This is a genomic window from Duganella rhizosphaerae (genome assembly GCF_040364205.1).
In the GTDB taxonomy this organism is placed as follows: domain Bacteria; phylum Pseudomonadota; class Gammaproteobacteria; order Burkholderiales; family Burkholderiaceae_D; genus Rugamonas; species Rugamonas rhizosphaerae.
This window is the reverse complement of the sequence record NZ_BPWK01000002.1, coordinates 745,872-766,108: the sequence shown is the minus strand read 5'-3', so window position 1 is coordinate 766,108 and position 20,237 is coordinate 745,872. Positions and strand designations below refer to the sequence as shown.

Annotated in this window: 11 protein-coding genes; 8 read left to right on the top strand and 3 right to left on the bottom strand. The window is 71.1% G+C overall.

The annotated features are described in order from the left end of the window. Nucleotides 1-180 precede the first annotated feature (180 nt). From RUGAMON1_RS07175 to RUGAMON1_RS07140, 8 genes are read left to right on the top strand one after another with little or no spacing between them, the layout of a single operon-like run. Entirely contained in the window at nucleotides 181-5,712 is a 5,532-nt protein-coding gene (locus RUGAMON1_RS07175; RefSeq protein WP_445229843.1) for a type I polyketide synthase, read from the top strand. After that, a complete protein-coding gene (locus RUGAMON1_RS07170) occupies nucleotides 5,709-12,260 on the top strand; it encodes a non-ribosomal peptide synthetase (protein WP_445229842.1) in 6,552 nt (2,183 codons plus the stop codon). Before RUGAMON1_RS07175 ends, RUGAMON1_RS07170 begins: the two co-directional genes overlap by 4 nt. Before the next feature lie 4 nt (nucleotides 12,261-12,264). Further along, a complete protein-coding gene (locus tag RUGAMON1_RS07165) occupies nucleotides 12,265-13,020 on the top strand; it encodes an ABC transporter ATP-binding protein (protein WP_445229841.1) in 756 nt (251 codons plus the stop codon). Further along, a complete protein-coding gene (locus tag RUGAMON1_RS07160; protein WP_445229840.1) occupies nucleotides 13,017-14,243 on the top strand; it encodes an ABC transporter permease in 1,227 nt (408 codons plus the stop codon). The genes RUGAMON1_RS07165 and RUGAMON1_RS07160 overlap by 4 nt, the downstream gene beginning before the upstream one ends. A gap of 29 nt (nucleotides 14,244-14,272) precedes the next feature. Then, on the top strand, nucleotides 14,273-15,025 hold the full coding sequence (locus RUGAMON1_RS07155; protein WP_445229839.1) for an outer membrane lipoprotein-sorting protein: 753 nt from the start codon (nucleotides 14,273-14,275) through the stop codon (nucleotides 15,023-15,025). Between the two features lie 21 nt (nucleotides 15,026-15,046). Further along, on the top strand, nucleotides 15,047-16,372 hold the full coding sequence (locus RUGAMON1_RS07150) for a hypothetical protein (RefSeq protein WP_445229838.1): 1,326 nt from the start codon (nucleotides 15,047-15,049) through the stop codon (nucleotides 16,370-16,372). A gap of 15 nt (nucleotides 16,373-16,387) precedes the next feature. Then, nucleotides 16,388-17,215 carry a thioesterase II family protein gene (locus tag RUGAMON1_RS07145; RefSeq protein WP_445229837.1) on the top strand — a complete coding sequence of 276 codons (828 nt, stop codon included), beginning with the start codon at nucleotides 16,388-16,390 and terminating at the stop codon, nucleotides 17,213-17,215. 41 nt (nucleotides 17,216-17,256) lie between these two features. Then, nucleotides 17,257-18,192, top strand: coding sequence for an NAD-dependent epimerase/dehydratase family protein (locus tag RUGAMON1_RS07140; protein ID WP_445229836.1), 936 nt, complete (start codon nucleotides 17,257-17,259; stop codon nucleotides 18,190-18,192). 30 nt (nucleotides 18,193-18,222) lie between these two features. Here RUGAMON1_RS07140 and RUGAMON1_RS07135 read toward each other — a convergent pair whose 3' ends face one another. The 3 genes from RUGAMON1_RS07135 to RUGAMON1_RS07125 all read right to left on the bottom strand — a co-directional run bounded on the left by RUGAMON1_RS07135 (nucleotide 18,223) and on the right by RUGAMON1_RS07125 (nucleotide 20,217). Further along, a complete protein-coding gene (locus RUGAMON1_RS07135) occupies nucleotides 18,223-18,924 on the bottom strand; it encodes a helix-turn-helix transcriptional regulator (RefSeq protein ID WP_445229835.1) in 702 nt (233 codons plus the stop codon). 244 nt (nucleotides 18,925-19,168) lie between these two features. Beyond that, nucleotides 19,169-19,405 (bottom strand): hypothetical protein, encoded by a 237-nt coding sequence (locus RUGAMON1_RS07130; protein ID WP_445229834.1) that lies wholly within the window; start codon nucleotides 19,403-19,405, stop codon nucleotides 19,169-19,171. 74 nt (nucleotides 19,406-19,479) lie between these two features. After that, nucleotides 19,480-20,217 (bottom strand): siderophore-interacting protein, encoded by a 738-nt coding sequence (locus RUGAMON1_RS07125; RefSeq protein WP_445229833.1) that lies wholly within the window; start codon nucleotides 20,215-20,217, stop codon nucleotides 19,480-19,482. Nucleotides 20,218-20,237: the final 20 nt, after the last annotated feature.

Below are 20,237 nucleotides of genomic sequence, written 5' to 3'. Positions count from 1 at the left end.
GCCAGCCGCCAGCCGCCCTACTTGCCCTACAGCCACTACGATTATTCGTAGCTTACGCTCCGCAAGCCTCCCTGTTACATTGTCATTATCACAACGGCATAACGCCGTCCGTGCAGCGCTTTCGACCGCCGCTACGTCCAGAGCTATTCCCAGTCAATCTACAACTCCGACCGCTAAATCATGACAACCATTTCGTCCGGCGTGCCGCGCACGCCAACCCCGGCCGTCCCGCCGGCCGCAGGCTCGCCCAGTACGGCCATCGCCGTCATCGGCATCGGTTGCCGCTTCCCCGGCCAGGCCGACGATCCGCACACGCTGTGGCGCAACCTGCTGGCCGGCGCCGACAGCGTCGGCGAAGTGCCGGCCGGCCGCTGGAACGCCGACCGCCACTTCCATCCGCAACGCGGGCTGGCCGGCAAGTCGGCCAGCCGCTGGGGCGGCTTCATCGACGGCGTCGACGGCTTCGACGCCGACTTCTTCAACATCTCGCCGCGCGAGGCGGCGCTGATGGACCCGCAGCAGCGCATGCTGCTGGAAGTGTGCTGGCAGGCGCTGGAGGACGGCGGCCAGCTGCCGCAGCAACTGCGCGGCACAGCGGTCGGCGTGTTCATGGGCGGCTTCACGCTCGACTACATGCTGATGCAGATGGGCGGCAGCGAATACCGCGCCGTCGAGCCGCACACCGCCACCGGCTCGGTGATGACCATGCTGGCCAACCGCCTGTCCTACGTGTTCGGCTTCCAGGGCCCCAGCGTGGCGCTCGACACGGCCTGCTCGTCGTCGCTGGTGGCGATCCACCTGGCCTGCCAGAGCCTGGCCAGCGGCGAATCGGCGCTGGCCGTGGCCGGCGGCGTCAACGCCCTGCTCGGGCCCAGCTTCACCATCGCCGAATCGCGCGCCGGCATGCTCTCGCCCAGCGGCCGCTCGCGCGCCTTCGACGCCCGCGCCGACGGCTACGTGCGCGGCGAAGGCGCCGGCATCGTCGTGCTCAAGCGGCTCGACGAGGCGCTCGCCGCAGGCGACCACATCTACTCGGTGATACGCGCCACCGCCGTCAACCAGGACGGCCACAGCGACGGCCTGACCGTGCCCAGCGGCGACGCCCAGCGCGCCCTGATCGGCCGCGCCTGCGCCGCCGCCGGCATCGCTCCGCGCCAGCTGGCCTATGTCGAGGCGCACGGCACCGGCACCCCGGTCGGCGACCCGATCGAGGCCAACGCCATCGGCGCGGCGGTCGGCGCCGGCCGCCCGGCCGGCCAACCCTGCCTGCTCGGCTCGATCAAGACCAACATCGGCCACACCGAGGCCGCCGCCGGCGTGGCCGGCCTGATCAAGGCCAGCCTGGTGCTGCAGCACGGCCTGGTGCCGCCGCACCTGCACTTCCGCAGCCGCAATCCGAAGATCGACCTCGACGCGCTCAACCTGGCCATCCCGCTGGCCGTCACCGCGCTGCCGGCGGCCGACGGCGAGCGCTACGCCGGCGTCAACTCCTTCGGCTTCGGCGGCACCAACGCCCACGCCATCCTGTCGGCCGCGCCGTCCCGCGCCCAGCCGCAGGACGGCGACGGCGCCAACGCCCACACCCAATACACGCTGCCGCTGTCGGCGCGCCATCCGGACGCGCTGCGCGCGCTGGCCGGCGCCTACGCCGCCGCGCTCGACGCCGGCGGCGCCCTGGCCGGCGCCGCGCTGCGCGACGTCAGCTGGAGCGCCGCCACCCGCCGCGACCATCAGCCCTGGCGCGCCTGCGTCAGCGCGGCCGGCCGCGAAGACCTGATCGCCGCGCTGCGCGCGCTGGCCGAAGGCCACGACCATCCGCAGGCCGCCACCCAGCTGGCGCCGGAAGCGGCGGCGCCGGCGCCGGTGTTCGTCTTCTCCGGCATGGGGCCGCAGTGGTGGGCCATGGGCCGCCAGCTGCTGCGCGAAGAACCGGTGTTCCGCGCCATGGCCGAACGCTGCGCCGTGCTGTTCGACGCGCTGGCCGGCGGCGCCATCCTGGAGCAAATGCTGGCCAGCGAAGAAGACTCGCGCATGGCCGACACCGACATCGCCCAGCCGGCCAACTTCATCCTGCAGGTGGCGCTGGCCGAACTGCTGGCCGCATGGGGCGTGCGCCCGGCCGCCATCATCGGCCACAGCGCCGGCGAGCCGGCCGCCGCCTACGTGGCCGGCTGCCTGACGCTGGAGCAGGCGGTGCGCGTGATCTATCACCGCAGCCACCTGCAGCACCAGACCGCCGGCATGGGCCGCATGCTGGCCATCGGCCTGGGACAGCGCGAGGCGCTGGACGAACTGGCCGCGCTCGGCGATCCGACGCTGACGCTGGCCGCCGTCAACGGCCCGACCCAGGTCACCGTCGCCGGCTCCGCCGACGGCGTCGAGCGCCTGCGCCTGGCGCTCGAGTCCCGCCAGGTGTTCGCCCGCGCGCTCAAGGTGCAGGTGCCGTTCCACAGCGTCTACATGGAGACGCTGGAAGCGCCGATCCACGCCGCGCTGGACGACCTGGTCCCGGCCGCGCCAACCATCCCGCTGTATTCCACCGTCACCGGCGGCCGCGTGGTGGGCGCCATCCACGACGCCGGCTACTGGTACCGCAACATGCGCCAGCCGGTCTGCTTCGCCGACGCCGTCAACGCCGCGTTGGCCGAGGGCCTCCACCACTTCGTCGAACTGGCGCCGCATCCGGTGCTGGCCGGCGCGCTGCAGGAAAACGCCATCATGCACGGCATCGCCGCCCACGTGGTGCCGACGCTGCGCCGCGACCGCGACGACCACGCCCAGCTCCGCCACGCCGTCGGCCTGCTGTACTGCCAGGGCGCGGGTATCGACTGGGCCGGCGCCCTGCCGCCCGGCCTGGCGCTGCCGCTGCCCGGCTATCCGTGGCGCCACCAGCGCCACTGGTACGAGACCGAGGAATCGGCCGCGCACCGCTGCGGCGCCGCCGTCCACCCGATCCTGGCGCGCCGCCTCGACGCCGACGTGCCGACCTGGGAGGCGGACCTGGACCGCACCTCGCTCGGCTTCCTGCAGGACCACTGCATCCAGGGCACCGTGGTGTTCCCCGGCGCCGGCTACGTCGAGATGGCCGCCTACGCCGCGCGCTGCCTGTTCGGCGAACTGGCTCTGGCCACCTTCGCCGACGTCTCCTTCCGCCGCGCGCTCTACCTCGGCGCCGACCAGACGCTGACGCTGCGCCTGAGCGTCGACCCGCAGACCTACGAGTTCCGCATCGCCAGCCGCGTGTTCAACCAGCCGCAGGCGGCGTGGCAGCTGCACTGCACCGGCCAGCTGCTGACCGGCAGCCGCGCCGCGTCCGCGCCGGCCGACCTCGACGCGCTGCATCAGCGCTGCGCCAGCGTCGTCAGCGCGGCCGAGTGCTACACCCACTTCGAACGCCTCGGCCTCGAATACGGCCCGCTGTTCCGCGGCATCGCCGCGCTGCGCCGCGGCGCCGACGAAGCGCTGGCGCGCATCGACGCCCCGGCCGCGCTGTGCCCGGACATGGCCGCTTTCGGCATCCATCCGGCGCTGCTCGACCTGTGCTTCCAGACGCTGGCCGCCGCGCTGCCGTTCGACGGCGCCGCCACCGTCTACATGCCGACCGGCGTGGCCGAGGGCCGCATCCTGGCGCCGCTGCCGCAGCAGCTGTGGATCCACGCGGTCATCACCCGCCGCGACGCCCATGGCATGCTGGGCGACATCCGCATGCTCGACGACAACGGCCGGCTGCTGCTGGAGATCAGCGGCTGCAGCGCGCGCGCGCTGGACGCCGCCGCGCCGTTCGCGGTCACGCCGCAGCAGCTGTACCAGCCCGAGTGGCCGGCCGCCGCCGCGCCCGAACCATCGGCCGACATCGCGCCCGGCCGCTGGTACCTGTACGGCGGCGAGCCGGCGCTGGCGCAGGCCGTGGCCGCGCAATTCGCCCGCCACGGCCACCACGCCGAAGCGCTGCCGCCCGGCTTCGCCGCCGACGACCAGCACGCGTGGCTGGCGCAGCTGGGCGCCGCCGCCGATCTGCGCGGCGTGCTGCACCTGGACCTGTGCCGCCCGCCGCTGGAAGGCGCGCCATCGGCAACCGAGATCGACGCCGAACTGGCGCGCGGCTGCCTGGTCACGCTGAACCTGACGCAGGCCTTGGCCGCGCTGCCCGGCACCGCCAAGCCGCGCCTGTGGATCGCCACCCGCGCCACCCAGCCGGTGCTGGCCGCCGACCGTCCGGACCCGTTCCGCGCGCCGGTATGGGGCATGGCGCGCGTGCTGGGCCACGGTGAACACATCGACCTGTGGGGCGGCATCGTCGACCTGCAGGCCGTGCCGCACGAGGACGACGCCCGTCACCTCGTGGCCGAATGCCTGGGCGCCGACGACGAAGACCAGATCGCCTACCGCGACGGCGCGCGCCATGTGATGCGCCTGGCCGAATGCGCGCCGGCCGCGCGCCTGCCTGCGCCGCCACGGCTGCGCGCCGACGCCAGCTACCTGGTCACCGGCGGCCTCGGTGCGCTGGGGCTGGAAGTGAGCCGCTGGATGGTGCGCCACGGCGCCCGCCACCTGGTGCTGATCGGCCGCGAAGGCTTGCCGCCGCGCGCCGCCTGGGCCGGCCTCGAAGCGGGCCACGCCAGCGCGCAGCGGGTCGCCCGCGTGCTGGAGCTGGAGCGCCTCGGCGCCCAGGTCAGCATCGAGGCGCTCGACATCGCCGACCGCGGCGCGCTCGACGCCATGCTGGCGCGCCGCCAGGCCGAATCGCGGCCGCCGGTGCGCGGCGTGATCCACGCCGCCGGCGTGGCCCATCCGCGCCTGCTCAGCCAGACCAGCAACGCCGACTTCCTGTCCGTGATGCCGGCCAAGGTGCTGGGCGCCTGGAACCTGCACTGCGCGCTGGCCGATGCGCCGCTGGACTTCTTCACGCTGTTCTCGTCGGTGGCCTCGCTGGTGATCTCCATGGGCCAGGGCAATTACGCGGCCGCCAACACCTTCCTCGACATGCTGGCGCACCGCCGCCGCGCCGACGGCCTGCCGGCCACCAGCATCAACTGGGGCCCGTGGGGCGACGTCGGCATGGCCACCCAGCTTGACCTGCTGACCTACTTCCACAGCCGCGGCTTCTATCCGATGACGGCCGAACAGGGCTGCGAGGCGCTGGGCTGGCTGATGAGCGGCAAGGTCGGCCAGGCGGTAGTGCTGGGCGCCAAATGGACGGTGGTCGGCGACACCAGCCCGCTCGGCATCGCCGCGCCGATGCTGGAACACCTGATCGCCGCCCAGCGCGCGCAGGACGCCGACGGCCGCCAGGATGACGGCGCCGTCCAGGCCGACGTGCTGCAACTGCTGGCCGCCTGCGCCGACGCCGACGCCATGCAGGCCACCGTGGCCGCGCATGTGCGCACGCTGGCCTGCCGCGTGCTGCGCGTCGACAGCGCCGGCCTGGCGGCCGACGCCAACATCAGCCACCACGGTCTCGACTCGATGATGGCGATCGAACTCAAAAACCGGCTCGAACAGACCCTCAAGGTCGGCGTCGCCATCGTCGACCTGCTGCGCGGAGTGAGCGCCAACGACATCGCCGCCCTGCTGCTGCCGCAGCTGCAAGAGCAGCGCATGCTGGTGCACGACGCCGCCGTGGCCGACATCATCGCCAACCTCGACACACTCAGCCCGGCAGACCGCGCGGCGCTGTTGAACGACCTTACCAACCAGGAGTCATCGAAATGAGCAGTCTCGGATCGAAATTGGGCGAATTGAGCGCCGCGCAGCGCGACGCCGTCAAACGGGTACTGGAGCGCGCCGCCGCCAGCCAAGGCCTGGAACAGGGCCTGCAGCGCGTGCCGTGCGGCCGCTGCCCGCTGTCGCCGCCGCAAACCCGCCTGTGGCTGATGGCCCAGCTGGACGGCGCCAACAGCGCCTACAACATCCCCGGCGTGTTCCGCCTCGACGGCGCCTTCGACCTGGCGACGCTGCGCGGCGCGCTGCACACGCTGCAACGCCGCCACGAAATCCTGCGCACCCGCTTCGAGACCGACGGCGACAACGTGCCGTTCCAGGTCATCGATGCCGACGGCGCGCCCGACCTGGCGCTGCTGGAAGCGCCGGCGCCCGGCGCCGACAACGCCGCGCTGGACGACTGCATCCGCGACGTGCTGCTGCAACCGTTCGACCTGCGCAGCGGCCCGCCCTGGCGCGCGCGCGTGCTGGCCGCCGGCGCCGATTGCCATGTACTGATCCTGAGCTGCCACCACATCATCTTCGACGGCTGGTCGCTGGGCGTGCTGGCGCGCGAGCTGTTCGCGCTGTACGGCGCAGGCCTGGCGCGCCAGGACACGCTGCTGCCGCCGCCGGCGCACCAGTACAGCGACTACACGGCCTGGCGCGTGCGCGACGGCCAGCAAGCCCGCCACGCCGCCGAGACGGCGTTCTGGCGCGCCACGCTGACCGCGCCGCTGCCGCTGCTGGACCTGCCGGCCGACCGCGCCCGCCCGCAACTGCCCAGCTACCGCGGCGCCATCCACAAGCTGGTGCTGCCGCGCGCGCTGTCGGACGGCCTGGTCGCGCTGGCCGCGACGGCCGGCGTCACGCCGTACGCCGCCTTCCTGACGCTGTTCAAGATCCTGCTGTTCCGCCACACCGGCCAGCAGGACCTGATCGTCGGCACGCCGGTGTCGGGCCGCCAGCACGCAGACCTGGCGCCGCTGGTCGGCGTGTTCGTCAACACGCTACCGATCCGCAGCACGCTGGACCCGGCCCACAGCTACATGCAGGTGCTGGCGGCGGTCAAGCAGGCCAGCCTGGACGCCTTCACCCACCAGGAACTGCCGTTCGATGCCATCATCGAAGCGGTCAACCCGGAGCGCGCGGCCGGCTGCCACCCGATCTTCCAGGTGCTGTACACCTACCAGAACGCGCTGCCGGCCATGAGCGCCGGCGGCCTCGCGGTCAGCTACATGGACGTCGACTGCGGCACCGCCAAGTTCGACCTGTCGCTCGACGTCTACCATAGCGGCGACGGCGCCAACTGCATCTTCGAATACAGCGCCGACCTGTTCGACGCTCCCCGCATCGCCGCCCTGGCGGCCCGCTACGCCCAGCTGGCGCGCGCGGTGCTGGCCGAACCGACGCGCGCGCTGTCGACGCTGCGCCTGATGAGCGACGCCGAACTGGCGGCGGTGCACGCGGCCAGCGTCGGCGAGCGCGTCGACGCGCCGTGCGGCGACGTGATCTCGCTGTTCGCCCTACGTGCGACCGAAACGCCGGACGTCGCCGCCGTGATCGACGGCGACGACACCCTGAGCTACCGCGAGCTGGACCTGCGCGCCAACCGCATCGCCCACGCGCTGGCCGCGCGCGGCGTACGCCACGGCGACGTGGTCGGCGTCTGCCTGGACCGTTCGGCCGCGCTGATCGCCGCCGTGGTCGGCGTGCTCAAGGCCGGCGCCGCGTTCGTCGCGCTCGATCCCTCGCATCCGCCCGCCCGGCTGGCGCTGATCGCCGCCGACGCCGGCGTGGCCTGCGTGATCGACCATGCCGATGCGCCCACCGCGACGCTGTCCTGCGCCCGCCTCGCGCTCGACACCGACGCCGCCGACATCGGCTCCCGCCCGAACGCCGCCCCGACCATCGCGCTGGAACCGCACGACGGCGCCTACGTGGTCTACACCTCAGGCACCACCGGCCAGCCCAAGGGCGTGATGGTCAGCCACGGCAACTGGATCAACGCCTACCTGGGCTGGCAGCACCACTACCAACTTGACCAACTGCGCGTCCACCTGCAGATGGCGAGCTTCCCGTTCGACGTGTTCTGCGGCGACCTGATACGCGCGCTCGGCAGCGGCAAGACGCTGCTGATCTGCCCACAGCATTTGCTGGGCGCGCCCGAGCGCCTGCATGCGCTGATCCAGGAACAAGGCGTCGATTGCGCCGAGTTCGTGCCGGCCACCTTCCGCGCGCTGGCCGACTACCTGGCCGCCGAACGCCTGCGGCTGGACGGCGTGCGCGTGCTGGTGGTCGCGTCGGACACCTGGTACGCCGGCGAATACCGCCGCTACCGCGCGCTGCTGGCCGACGACGCGCGTCTGATCAACTCCTACGGCATGGCCGAGGCCAGCATCGACAGCACGCTGTTCGAGGGCGAGCTGGCCGGCCGCGCCGACGGCGCGCTGGTGCCGATCGGCCGTCCCTTCCCCAACGTCGCCGTGTGGGTGATGGACGCCCAGCTGCGGCCCTTGCCGCCCGGCGTGGTGGGCGAATTGTGCGTCGGCGGCGCCGGCGTCGCGCGCGGCTACATCAACCGCCCCGAACTGAACGCCGAGAAGTTCGTAACCGACCCGATGTCGTCCGACGCCGGCGCGCGCCTGTACCGCACCGGCGACCTGGGACGCATCGGCGCCGACGGCGCGCTGGAACTGGTCGGCCGCCGCGACACCCAGGTCAAGCTGCGCGGCATGCGCATCGAACTGGGCGAGATTGAATTGGCGCTGCGCGGCGTCGACGGCGTCGAAGACTGCGCCGCCGCCGTGCGCAGCGACGACGCCGGCCACGCCCGCATCGTCGCCTACCTGGTCGGCGCACCCTCGGCCCTGCCGGCCGCCAGCGAACTCGATGCGCACCTGCGCGCGCTGCTGCCGGCCTATATGCTGCCGTCCTGCTACCTGCCGCTGGAACGCCTGCCGCTGTCGGCCAACGGCAAGGTCGACCGCACCCGCCTGCCCGATCCGCAGGCCGGCGACGGCGGCGCCATGCAGGGCTTCGTGTCGCCGCGCACGCTCAACGAGGAAATCCTGGCCACCATCTGGATCCAGATGTTCGGCGTTTCGCGGGTCGGCGTGCACGACAGCTTCTTCGCGCTGGGCGGCCACTCGCTGCTGGCGTTCCAGCTGGTGTCCAAGGTGCGCGACGCCTTCCAGGTCGACCTGCCGCTGCAGCAGCTGTTCATCAACCCGACCATCGCCGGCCTGGCGCGCGCCATCAGCGAATTGCGCGGCACCAGCGCCGCCTACGACGCCACCCTCAACGCGCTGCCGGTGGTGGTGACCGATCCCGCCAGCCGCCACCTGCCGTTCGCGCTGACCGAGGTGCAGCAGGCCTACTGGCTGGGCCGCAACGAGGTGTTCGAGTTCGGCAACGTCACCACCCACAGCTACGATGAAATGGGCACCGTCGACATCGACACCGCGCGCTTCGAACGGGCCTGGAACAAGGTGGTGGCGCGCCACGACATGCTGCGCGCCGAGATCCTGCACGACGGCACCCAGCGCATCCTGGCCACGGTGCCCAACTACGCGGTCGACGTGCTGGACCTGCGCCACGCCACGCCCGAGCAGTGCGAGGCCGGCATCGAGTCGGTGCGGGCGCAGATGTCGCACCAGATGCTCGACGTCCACCACTGGCCGGTGTTCGACGTGCGCGTCACGCTGCTGCCCGGCGCCGACGCCCGCATCCACTTCTCCAACGACGCCCTGATCTTCGACGTCTGGAGCTTCGTCATCATCATCGAGGACCTGGTCAAGTTCTACCTGGACGAGGCGGTCGAGCTGCCGGCGCTGACGCTGTCGTTCCGCGACTACGTGATCGCCGAGGACAAGATCCGCGCCACCGAGCGCTATCGCCGCTCGCTGGCCTACTGGCGCGAACGGGTGCGCGATCTGCCGGCCGCGCCCGACCTGCCGATGGCGATGGATCCGACCCTGCTCAAGAAGCCGCGCTTCACCCGCCTGCACCAAGCCTTCGACCGCGAGACCTGGGCGCGCCTGAAGCAGCGCGCAGTACGCAACGGCCTGACCACCACCGGCCTGATGCTGGCGGCCTACGCCGAAGTGCTGGCGCGCTACAGCGCCGATCCGGCCTTCTCGCTCAACCTGACCTTCCTCAACCGCCACCCGATGCACCCGCAGGTCAACGACATCGTCGGCGAGTTCACCTCGCTCACGCTGCTCAGCGTCGACCTGGCGCAGGGCGCCACCTTCGCCGAGCGCGCGCGGCGCGTGCAGGCCGACCTGTGGAACGACCTGGAACACCACGACATCAGCGGCGTGCAGGTGCTGCGCGACCTGACCCGCGCCCACGGCGGCGCCACCCGCGCCAAGATGCCGGTGGTGTTCACCAGCGCGCTGGTGGTGCCGATCCCGGTGCGCCAGGAAGCGTTCCCGATCACGCCGATCTACCGCGACGGCGTCACCCAGACCTCGCAGGTCTGGCTCGACTGCGGCGTGTGGGAGGACGACCACGTCCTGCTGTGCAACTGGGACGTGGTGCTGGAGCTGTACCCGGCCGGCCTGATTGAAGACATGTTCGCCGCCTACTGCCACCTGACGCGCCGCTTGGCCGACGACGACGCCGCATGGGACAGCCCGCTGCACGACTTGGGCCTGGCGCCGTCCGCCGGCGCGCCCGCGTCCACGCTGGCCGCGCCTCACATGGCCGACGCGGCTGACACGCCCGCCGGCCCGGCCACGCTGGATGCGCTGTTCAGCGCCAGCCTGGTGCGCCAGCCGCAAGCCTGCGCGGTCGCCGCGCCCGGCCTGCACCTGAGCTACGAGCAGCTGGCCGCACACGCGGCCTGGGTGCGCCAGCAAATGACGCTGGCCGACGCCCAGCCGGGCGAACTGGTGGCCGTGGTCATGCACAAGGGCTGGGAACAGGTGGCCGCCACGCTGGGCATCATGAACGGCGGCGCGGCCTACATGCCGGTCGATCCGGCGCTGCCGCCGCAGCGCATCGCCGAACTGCTGGCCGACGGCCGCGTCGCCACGCTGGTCACCACGCCCGACCTCGCGGCCGAGCTGACGCCGCTGCTGGCCGCCAGCGCCGGCGACGCCGCCCGCGTGGTGGTGCTCGACGCCAGCTGCACCGCGCCGCCGGCGCTGCTGGAGCACAGCCTGGCGCGCGCCGACGGCATCGCCTACGTGATCTTCACCTCCGGCTCGACCGGCAAGCCGAAAGGCGTGGTGATCGACCACCGCGGCGCCGTCAACACCATCGAGGACGTCAACGCCACGTTGGAGATCGGCCCGTCCGATCGCGTGCTGTCGGTATCCTCGCTCAGCTTCGACCTGTCGGTGTACGACTTCTTCGGCACCCTGGCGGCCGGCGCCACGCTGGTGCTGCCGGCCAACGAGCGCCGCCTCGATCCCTCGCACTGGCACCAGCTGGTGGCCGAGCAGCAGGTCACCGTGTGGAACTCGGTGCCGGCGCTGTGCGGCCTGCTGGTCGACTACTGCGAGCGCAGCGCGCTGCCGGCGCCGTCGCTGCGCCACGTCATGCTCAGCGGCGACTGGATCGCCGTCAACCTGCCCGGCCGCATCCGCGCCGTGTGGCCGCAGGCGCGCGTGCGCAGCCTGGGTGGCGCCACCGAGGCGTCGATCTGGTCGGTGTGGTATCCGATCGAGACGGTCGATCCGGCCTGGACCAGCATCCCCTACGGCCACGCCATGCGCCGCCAGTCCATCCACGTGCTGGACCACCGCATGGAGGAAGCGCCGGCCTGGGTGACGGGCGCGCTGTACCTGGGCGGCATCGGCCTGGCGCTGGGCTACTGGGACAGCCCGAAACTGACCGACGCCGCCTTCGTCACCCATCCGCGCACCGGCGAGCGGCTGTACCGCACCGGCGACCTCGGCCGCCGCATGGCCGACGGCAACATCGAATTCCTGGGCCGCCAGGACCAGCAGGTCAAGATGCAGGGCTTCCGCATCGAACTGGGCGAGATCGAGGCCGCGCTGCTCAAGCATCCGGCCGTGCGCGACGCCGTGGTGGTGTGCCACGGCGAGCGCCACGCCGAGAAGCGGCTGGCCGCCTTCTACTGCCTGCAACCCGATGCCGCGCTCGATGCGGCCGAACTGCGCGGCGCGCTGCTGGCGCAGTTGCCTGCCTACATGGTGCCGCACACGCTGCGCCAGCTCGACGAGCTGCCGCTCAGCGCCAACGGCAAGGTCGACCGCCGCCGGCTGCCGGCGCCGGAGGCCGCGCCCCTGCAGGAACGGCAAGTGGTGGCGCCGCGCGACACCACCGAGGCCGCCATCGCCACGCTGTGGGCGGCGCTGCTCGAACTGCCGGAGGTCGGCGTCACCGAGGACTTCTTCCAGGCCGGCGGCGACTCGCTGTTCGCCATCAAGATGCTGCTGGCGCTACGCACCACCTTCGGCTGCGACGTCGCCCTCAAGCATTTGTTCCAGCATCCGACGGTGGCCGCGCAGGCCGCGCTGATCCGCGCCATGCAGGCGGAGCAGCAAGCCGCCGCCCCGATTCCCCCTACTTCCGTTCAAGGATAAAACCATGATGATCGATCTCCCGGCCCCCGCGGCCAACGACCCCGGCCACCGCGCCGCGCCGGCCCCCATGCCGGTGGCCGAACTGGCGCGCCTCGGCGCCATCCACAAGACCTACCGCCAGGGCGAGGTGATGGTGGAGGCGCTGCGCGGCGTCGACCTCGTCATCGCCGAGCGCGAAATGCTGGCCATCTGCGGCCCGTCCGGCAGCGGCAAGTCGACCCTGCTCAACCTGGTCGGCATGCTCGACGAGCCCACCAGCGGCAGCGTCGTCATCGACGGCCAGGACGTGCTGCGCCTGAGCCGCGACGCCAAGGCCGACCTGCGCAGCAGCGCGATCGGCTTCATCTTCCAGAGCTTCAACCTGATCCCGGTGCTGTCGGCGCTGGAGAACGTGCTGCTGCCGCTGCGCCTGCGCGGCAAGCTCGACGCCGCCGCCAGCGCGCGCGGGCGCGAACTGCTGGCACGGGTCGGCCTGGCCGCGCAGCTGAACGCCTACCCGGACCGCATGAGCGGCGGCCAGCGCCAGCGCGTGGCCATCGCGCGCGCGCTGGTCACCCAGCCGCGCCTGGTGGTGGCCGACGAGCCGACCGCCAACCTCGACACCGACACCAGCATGGTGGTGATCGACCTGATCGCCTCGCTGCGGCGCGACCTCGACACCACCTTCGTGTTTTCCACCCACGACCACCGCATCCTCGGCCACATGGACCGCACCGTCCACCTGCGCGACGGCCGCATCGCCACCGGAGACCTGACATGAACATGATCCTGCTCGCGCTGCGCAACGTGCTGCGCAACCGCCACCGCAGCCTGGCCACCGTGCTGGCCATCGCCGCCGGCCTGACCGCCATTAACCTGTTCGCCGGCTACATCGCCAACGTCTACAGCGGCCTGCAGATCCAGGCCGTGGCCGGCGAACGCCTGGGCCACCTGACCATCTACAAGGAAGGCATGCTGCTCGAAGGCAAGCTGCATCCGAAGCGCTATATGTTCAGCGCCGACGAGGCCGCGCGGCTGCGGCGCGTGGTCGAGCAGACCGGCGGCGTGCGGCTGGTGTCGCCGCGCGTGGGCATCAGCGGCATGGCGTCCAACGGCAACGCCTCCACCATCTTCATCGGCGAGGGCGTGGTCGCCAGCGATGCCGCCATCCTGCGCGGCAAGCTGGCCGAGGGCGCCGGCGGCAAGCTCGATCCGGCCCAGAAGTACGGCGTGGCCGCCTCGGCCGACCTGGCCAAGCTGCTCAACTACAAGATCGGCAGCACCGTCACCCTGATGACCTCGACCATCGACGGCCAGGCCAACGCGATGGACGCGCAGATCGTCGACATCTTCAACACCGGCAACGTCAACACCAACGACAAATACCTGGTGCTGCCGCTGGGCCTGACGCAGATGCTGCTCGACACCGAGGGCGCGGAGCGCTTCGTGGTGCTGCTCGACGACGCCGCCCAGACGCTGGCCAAGCGCGCCGAGCTGCAGGCCGCGCTGGCGGCGGCCGGCTTCCGCGTCGAGATCAAGACCTGGAAGGAGCTGTCGAGCTTTTACACCCAGGTGCGCGGCCTGTTCGACATGATCTTCGCCTTCATCGCCTCGATCGTGTTCGTGATCGCCGCCATGAGCATCGCCAACACCATCTCGATGACGGTGATCGAACGCACCCGCGAAATCGGCACGCTGCGCGCGCTCGGCCTGCGCACGCTGGGCGTGATCCGGCTGTTCGCGCTGGAGGCCGGCTGGCTGGCGCTGGGCGGCATCGCGCTGGGGCTGGCCGCCACGCTGCTGCTGGCGGCCGTGGTCAACCGCGCCGGCATCTCCTACGTGCCGCCCAACTCCTCGTACGCGGTCGACCTGCTGGTCGACCTCGACTGGGCCCGCATCGCCGGCGTGGCCGCCGTGGTGCTGGTGCTGGCGCTGCTGGCGGCGCTGCTGCCGTCGCTGAAGGCGGCGCGCCGCGGCATCGTCGACGCGCTGGCCTTCGCCTGACTCCCCTCACCATGAACGGATCCCTGACCATGCAAGCCCTGTATATCCTGACCCTGGCCGGCGCCCTGCTGGCCGCTGCGGCGCCGGCCGGCGCCGCCGAACCGATGACCGCCCAGCAACTGCTCGAGGCCACCGACCGCAGCCGCGGCGGCGGCCTGCCCGGCGTCGCCTGGGACCTGAAGATCACCGCCGTCGACCCCGACGCCGGCGAGAACGTGCGCATGATGCGGGTCAAGGCCGACGGCGACAACAGCGTGGCCGAGACCACCTTCCCGGCGCGCTCGGCCGGCGGCCGCCTGCTGCAGCTGGGCCGCAACATGTGGTACGGCCGTCCCGACATCCAGAAGCCGGTGTCGATCTCCAGCCGGCAGAAGATGATGGGCCCGGCCGCCAACGGCGACATCGCCTCGACCAACTACGTCAAGGAATACGACGCCACCTTGCTGCCCGAGGACCAGGTCGACGGCGAACCGGTGTACGTGCTCAACCTGGTCGGCAAGAACAAGTGGGTGACCTACGACCGCATCGTCTACTACGTCTCGCGCGCGCGGCTGGTGCCGGTCAAGGCCGACTTCTACACGGTGTCGGGCAAGCTGTTCAAGTCGGCCATGTTCGAGACCGACAACACCATCCAGCGCGACGGCCGCAAGCAAGCCTTCGTCAGCCGCATGGTGATCCGCGACGCCATCGTCAGCGGCAACGTCTCGGTGCTGGAGTATTCGGCCATCAAGGTGCAGGCGATCCCGCGCGACGAGCTGACCCTCGCCGCGCTGACCCGCTAGATGGCCGCGCCACGGCCTAGCTTGCTGTTACGCCGCGCCGGCCTGCTGCTGGCGCTGGCGGCGGCGCCGTGGCCGGCCGCCGCCGGCGACGGCGCCGATGCCGATGTCGATGTCGGTCATGCCGCCGAGGCCGCCGAGGCCGCCGAGACCGGCCTCGCGCCGCGCTACACCGCGTTCGGCCAGGGCCTGCTGTACGGCAGCGCGCTGTCGCCCGCCGACAGCCGCTTCAATCCGGACAACGCGCTGGCCCGCCTGCCCCGCCGCCAGGCCGACGCCGAGCTGCGCGTCAACCTCAACGCCAAGCTGGCCGGCTGCGGCGCCTCGGCCAAGCTGCGCGCGCAGTACAGCCGCCGCATCGACGACGCCACCACGCCGGCCGACAGCCACGAAACCTTCCTCAACGAGGGCGGCCTGCGCTGCCGGCTGGGCGACCAGGCCGAGTTCGGCGTCGGGCGCGAGGTGCTGCAATGGGGCAGCAGCTACTTCCTGTCACCCAGCAATCCCTTCTTCACCGAGACCGGCAAGACCAATCCGATCCAGGAGCTGTACGGCAAGGACATCTGGCAACTGCAATGGTTCCCCGCGCCCGGCCTGACCCTGGCGGCGCTGCGCAACTTCCGCCACGGCCGCCTGGAAGCCGATCCCGCCAGCTTCTCGCCCACCTCGGCGGTCAAGCTGGACTGGATCGGCGACGACGCCAGCGCCGGCGCCATCGTGTCGCGCCGCGCCAACGGCGTGCGCCGGCTCGGCCTGTACGGCACGCTGCCGGTGTCGAAGGCCGCGCTGGTCTATGCCGACCTGTCGGCCGGTCGCGGCAACGCCGGCTGGTACGTGCAGCCGGACGGCACCTTCGCCCAGGGCAAGCTCGGCGACAACAAGCTGTACCACTCGCTGCTGGCCGGCGCCAGCTACACCGTCGAATCGGGCTGGACCTGGACCGTCGAATGGCTCAACGGCAACGAGGGCTACGGCGCCGGCGAACGCAAGGCCTACGAGACGACGGCCGCGCTGGCGGCGCAAGCCTGGCGCCGCCAGGACGCCGGCAGCGCGGCGGCGGCGCAAACGCTGGGCCGGGCGCTGGCGCCCAACCTGCCCTACCTGAGCCGCAACTACCTGTTCGTGCAACTGCTGCGCACCGAGTGGCACGACAAGGGCGACGTCGCGCTGCGCTGGGCCCAGCCGCTGGGCGGCGGCCGCGGCGGCGCCGCCTCCGGCTCGCTGACCTACTACCTGAGCAACCACCACCAGCTATTCCTGATCGCCAGCCTCAACGTCGGCGGCGACCGTTCCGACTTTGGCCGCCTGCTCACCTCATCGCTGCAGGCCGGCATCCGCAGCACTTTTTAAACGGGAGTTTTTTTCATGTTGACCTACACCGATACCGCCCCCCTCCTCGCGCCGCGCACCGCCGCGCCGCCGCGCAGCGCCTACCTGCACCGCTACGGCAGCGCCCATCCGGAGCGCGTGCGCACCCGGCTCTACCTGTTTGCCTATGCCGGCGGCAGCGCGGCGGTGTTCCGCCAGTGGCCGGCGTATTTCGACGACAGCTACGAGCTGATCGGCATCCAGCTGCCGGGACGCGGCAGCCGCATGCTGGAACCGGCCGAGACCGACTACCGGGTGCTGGTGCGCGACATCGCCGACGCCCTGCTGGAAGAAAACCAGTACACGCGCTACGCGCTGTACGGCCACAGCATGGGCGCGCTGCTGGCCCACCATGTGGCGCTGGAGTTACTGCGGCGCGGCGCGGCCCAGCCCGACACCTTGTTCGTGTCCGGCTGCAAGCCGCCGCACCTGGCCCGCAACGCGCGCCAGGTGGCGGACATGAGCGACGCCGAGTTCATCGACGAACTGCGCCGGCTGGAAGGCACGCCGGCCGCGCTGCTCGAGAACGCCGAGCTGATGCAGCTGCTGCTGCCCACCATCAAGGCCGACTTCATCCTGCTCGACCGCTGGTATGCGGCGCTGGCGCCGACGCCGCGCGCCGAACTGTCGCTGCCGATCTGCGGCATGAGCGGCCGGCGCGACATCCATTGCTCGCGCGCCGACATCGACGGCTGGCAAGAACACACCCACGGCACGCTGGAAACGCTGGAATACAACGGCGGCCATTTCTTCCTGCAAAGCCAGGAGGCCAGGGTGGTCGGCGACATCCGCGCCCGCCTCGACATGCTGCGCCGCGGCGCCTGAATCCCGGCCGCCCGCCATCCCCTCACACCTCAGGAGTCATCGTGAATCAACGCAAACATCTCATCCTCGGCACCGGCGCACTGGGCCTCAGTGTCGCCGCCTGTCTCGACGAACAGGGCATCGTGCCGCTGATGCTCAACCGCAGCGGCGGCCAGGCCGGAAAATGGCCGGTGGTCGCCTGCGACGCCAGCGATCCGGCCCGGCTGGCCGCGCTGCTGGACCAGCCCGCCGTGCTGTACGTGTGCGCGGCGCCGGCCTACTGGCAATGGACCACCCAGTTTCCGGCGCTGGCGGCCGGCATCGCGGCGGCGGTGGAAGGCAAGGATGTGCGCATCGTCCTGGCCGACAACGTCTACGGCTACGGCCGCTGCGACCTTACCTTCCGGGAAATCAGCCCCAGCCAGCCATGCAGCCGCAAGGGACGCGTGCGCCAGCAGGTGGCCCAGAGCCTGATGCAGCTCGACGGCCGCGGCCGGGTACGCGTGGCCGTGGTGCGCGCCGCCACCTTTTTCGGGCCGGGCGTGGAACAGTCCAGTGTCGGCCGCAGCGTGATCGACAGCGCGCTGAGCGGCAAGCCCGCCTACGTCATCGGCGATCCGCACGCCGCCCACGCCTTCACCTACGTGCCGGACTTCGCGGCCGCGATGGTGCGGGTGGCGGCGGATGAGACGGCGTTCGGCCGCCAATGGCACGCGCCGTCGCACAACGGCGCCTCGCTGCTGCAGTTCCTGGAACAGGTGGCGGCCCACGGCGGCCAGCCGGTCAAGCTGCGCGCGGCCGGGCCGTGGATGATGCGCTTGATCGGCCTGTTCAATCCGGCCATGCGCGAGCTGATCGAAATGCAGTATCTGCACAACACGCCATGGGCCTTCTCCAGCGAGTTGACCGAGCGCACGCTGAACATCGCCGGCACGCCGCTGGCCACGGCGATCGCGCGCACCGCGCAATCGGTGCGGCCGCAGGCGCTGGCGGCCTGACGGCCGGCAACGGCAGCCGGCGCGGCGGCATCAGCCGTGCGCCGGCTGCCGCTTGATCAGCCCCAGCCGGGTCGCGCAGTTGATCGCGTGGCGGGTCGAATAGACGTCGAACTTGCGGGCGGCGTTTTTCAGGTGGAAATAGACGGTGTGGCGCGAGATGCTCAGTATCAGCGCGGTCTCCTTGCTGGTCTTGCCGATGGCGCTCCAGTACAGGCACGCATGTTCGCGCTCCGTCAGGCTGGGCATGCGGTGCGCGTTCTGCTCGTTCCACAGGTCGCGCACGGCTTCGTGCAGGTAGGAGGCCAGCAACATCAGGTCGGCTGTCAGCGCCAGCGGCAGCGCATGGCCGCGCACGGACTGGCGGTAGAAGTCGACCCGGCTCACGGCCAGCGCGTCGCGCGCCGTCACGCTGATGCCCTGGCAGATGCCGCGCGCGCGCAGCGCCGCGTAGGGCTGGGCGCCGTCCACATCGGCCATCTTGCCCGAGCGGTCGATATCCCACGCCAGCGGCAGGCCGGAGCGCGCCAGGTGGCGGTTGACCATGTCGTCGTCGCGCTTGTGGTTGGCGCCGAACCATTGCATCAGCGGCGCCGGCAGGCTGCCGAACTGGTGGGAGCAGGGACTGCCATTGGCGGCGTCGACGTCCATGCGTATCAGGAAATCGACGATGCCGGTGCCGGCCAGCAAGCTCAGCACCCGTTCACTTAGTTGGTCCCAGTCGGACGCGGCCAAGATAGCCCCGAATTCCTTCTCCGACATCCGAACGTCAATCCCGCCTCGCATCATCGTTAGCCCTGCCCTGTCACCCAGCCGAATCGCACTGTATTGACATCATGGCGGAATGGATAACGACCAACAACACACACGGTTAAATACGCACTATTCATCAGTGAATGGCTCAACCCACGAACAACAGGTCGAGCTGCTCGGCCAGCAACTGTTCGCAGGACTTGCCGTTCTGGTTCCGGTTCACATGTCAGTGCAAGCGCAACTCCACCAGCGTGGTCATGCTGGACTCAGCCTCGCGCAGCGCGCGGGCGGATGGGCGGGCGCCGGCGGCCACGGCCCAGGCCAGCACCCAATGGCCGGCCTGGATTTCCTCCGCGGCCGACTCGGCATACAACAGGCGCTGGGCGGCGATGTTCATGCGCCCGACGGCGTAGGCTTTGCGATCGGACGCAGCAGGCGTCGGGGAAAGAACGATGGATTTCATACTGGGCCTCATGGTTGATATCCTCCTTGTACGCAGCGCACACGACGGCGGATTCAACTTTTTGAGGCCCGGGCTCAATCTTCCAGTGTCGCGTGAAAGCCACTACCGCCGCGCTTCCAATACGCCGCGGCGCGGATCTGGTGCTTGCCCAGGCCCTTCACGCCGACCAGCTCTTGCCGCACCGCCACCATCGTCGCCGCCTCGCCGGCGCACCAGGCGTAGCCGTCGCCATCCGGCAGCGTGAACGCGCGCACCGCAGCGATCAGTTCCTCATCGCTGCCGACCCAGCGCAGATCGACCTGGGCGCCGCTGGCCAGCGCGCGGCGGTCGGCGGCATCGCCCACCTTGGCAATCACGATCACGCTTACACCTGCCGGCAACTCTTCGAGCCGGCGGGCAATCGCCGGCAAGGCGCTCTCGTCGCCGACCAGCAGCTGCCAGTCATAGTCGGCCGGAATGATGAACGAGCCGCGCGGTCCGCCCACGATCACGCGCTGGCCCGGCGCCGCCTGCGCCGCCCAGCGCGCGGCGGGACCGTCGCCGTGCAGCGCGAACTCCAGGCACAGCTCGCCGGCGACCGGATCGAAGCTGCGCGGCGTGTAGTCGCGCTTGACCGCGCCCTCGCCCTGCCCCAGGATGAACTTGACGTGGTCGTCGAACGAAGCGCTATGGAAATCATGCAAGGCCGGGCCGCGGAACGTGATGCGGCGAAAATGCGTACCGACGTCGCGCACCTGTGCCACTTCCACCTCACGGATCTTGAGTTCATGGCGAACCCGCTGCACACGGCTGATTGGAGCGTCTATACTCATGTCTTTGCCTATCCGGATAA

Excerpts from the sequence above, each read along its gene's own strand:
- RUGAMON1_RS07175 (WP_445229843.1), top strand. The coding sequence starts at position 181 with ATGACAACCATTTCGTCCGGCGTGCCGCGCACGCCAACCCCGGCCGTC.
- RUGAMON1_RS07170 (WP_445229842.1), top strand. The coding sequence starts at position 5,709 with ATGAGCAGTCTCGGATCGAAATTGGGCGAATTGAGCGCCGCGCAGCGC.
- RUGAMON1_RS07165 (WP_445229841.1), top strand. The coding sequence starts at position 12,265 with ATGATGATCGATCTCCCGGCCCCCGCGGCCAACGACCCCGGCCACCGC.
- RUGAMON1_RS07160 (WP_445229840.1), top strand. The coding sequence starts at position 13,017 with ATGAACATGATCCTGCTCGCGCTGCGCAACGTGCTGCGCAACCGCCAC.
- RUGAMON1_RS07155 (WP_445229839.1), top strand. The coding sequence starts at position 14,273 with ATGCAAGCCCTGTATATCCTGACCCTGGCCGGCGCCCTGCTGGCCGCT.
- RUGAMON1_RS07145 (WP_445229837.1), top strand. The coding sequence starts at position 16,388 with ATGTTGACCTACACCGATACCGCCCCCCTCCTCGCGCCGCGCACCGCC.
- RUGAMON1_RS07130 (WP_445229834.1), bottom strand. The coding sequence starts at position 19,405 with ATGAAATCCATCGTTCTTTCCCCGACGCCTGCTGCGTCCGATCGCAAA.
- RUGAMON1_RS07125 (WP_445229833.1), bottom strand. The coding sequence starts at position 20,217 with ATGAGTATAGACGCTCCAATCAGCCGTGTGCAGCGGGTTCGCCATGAA.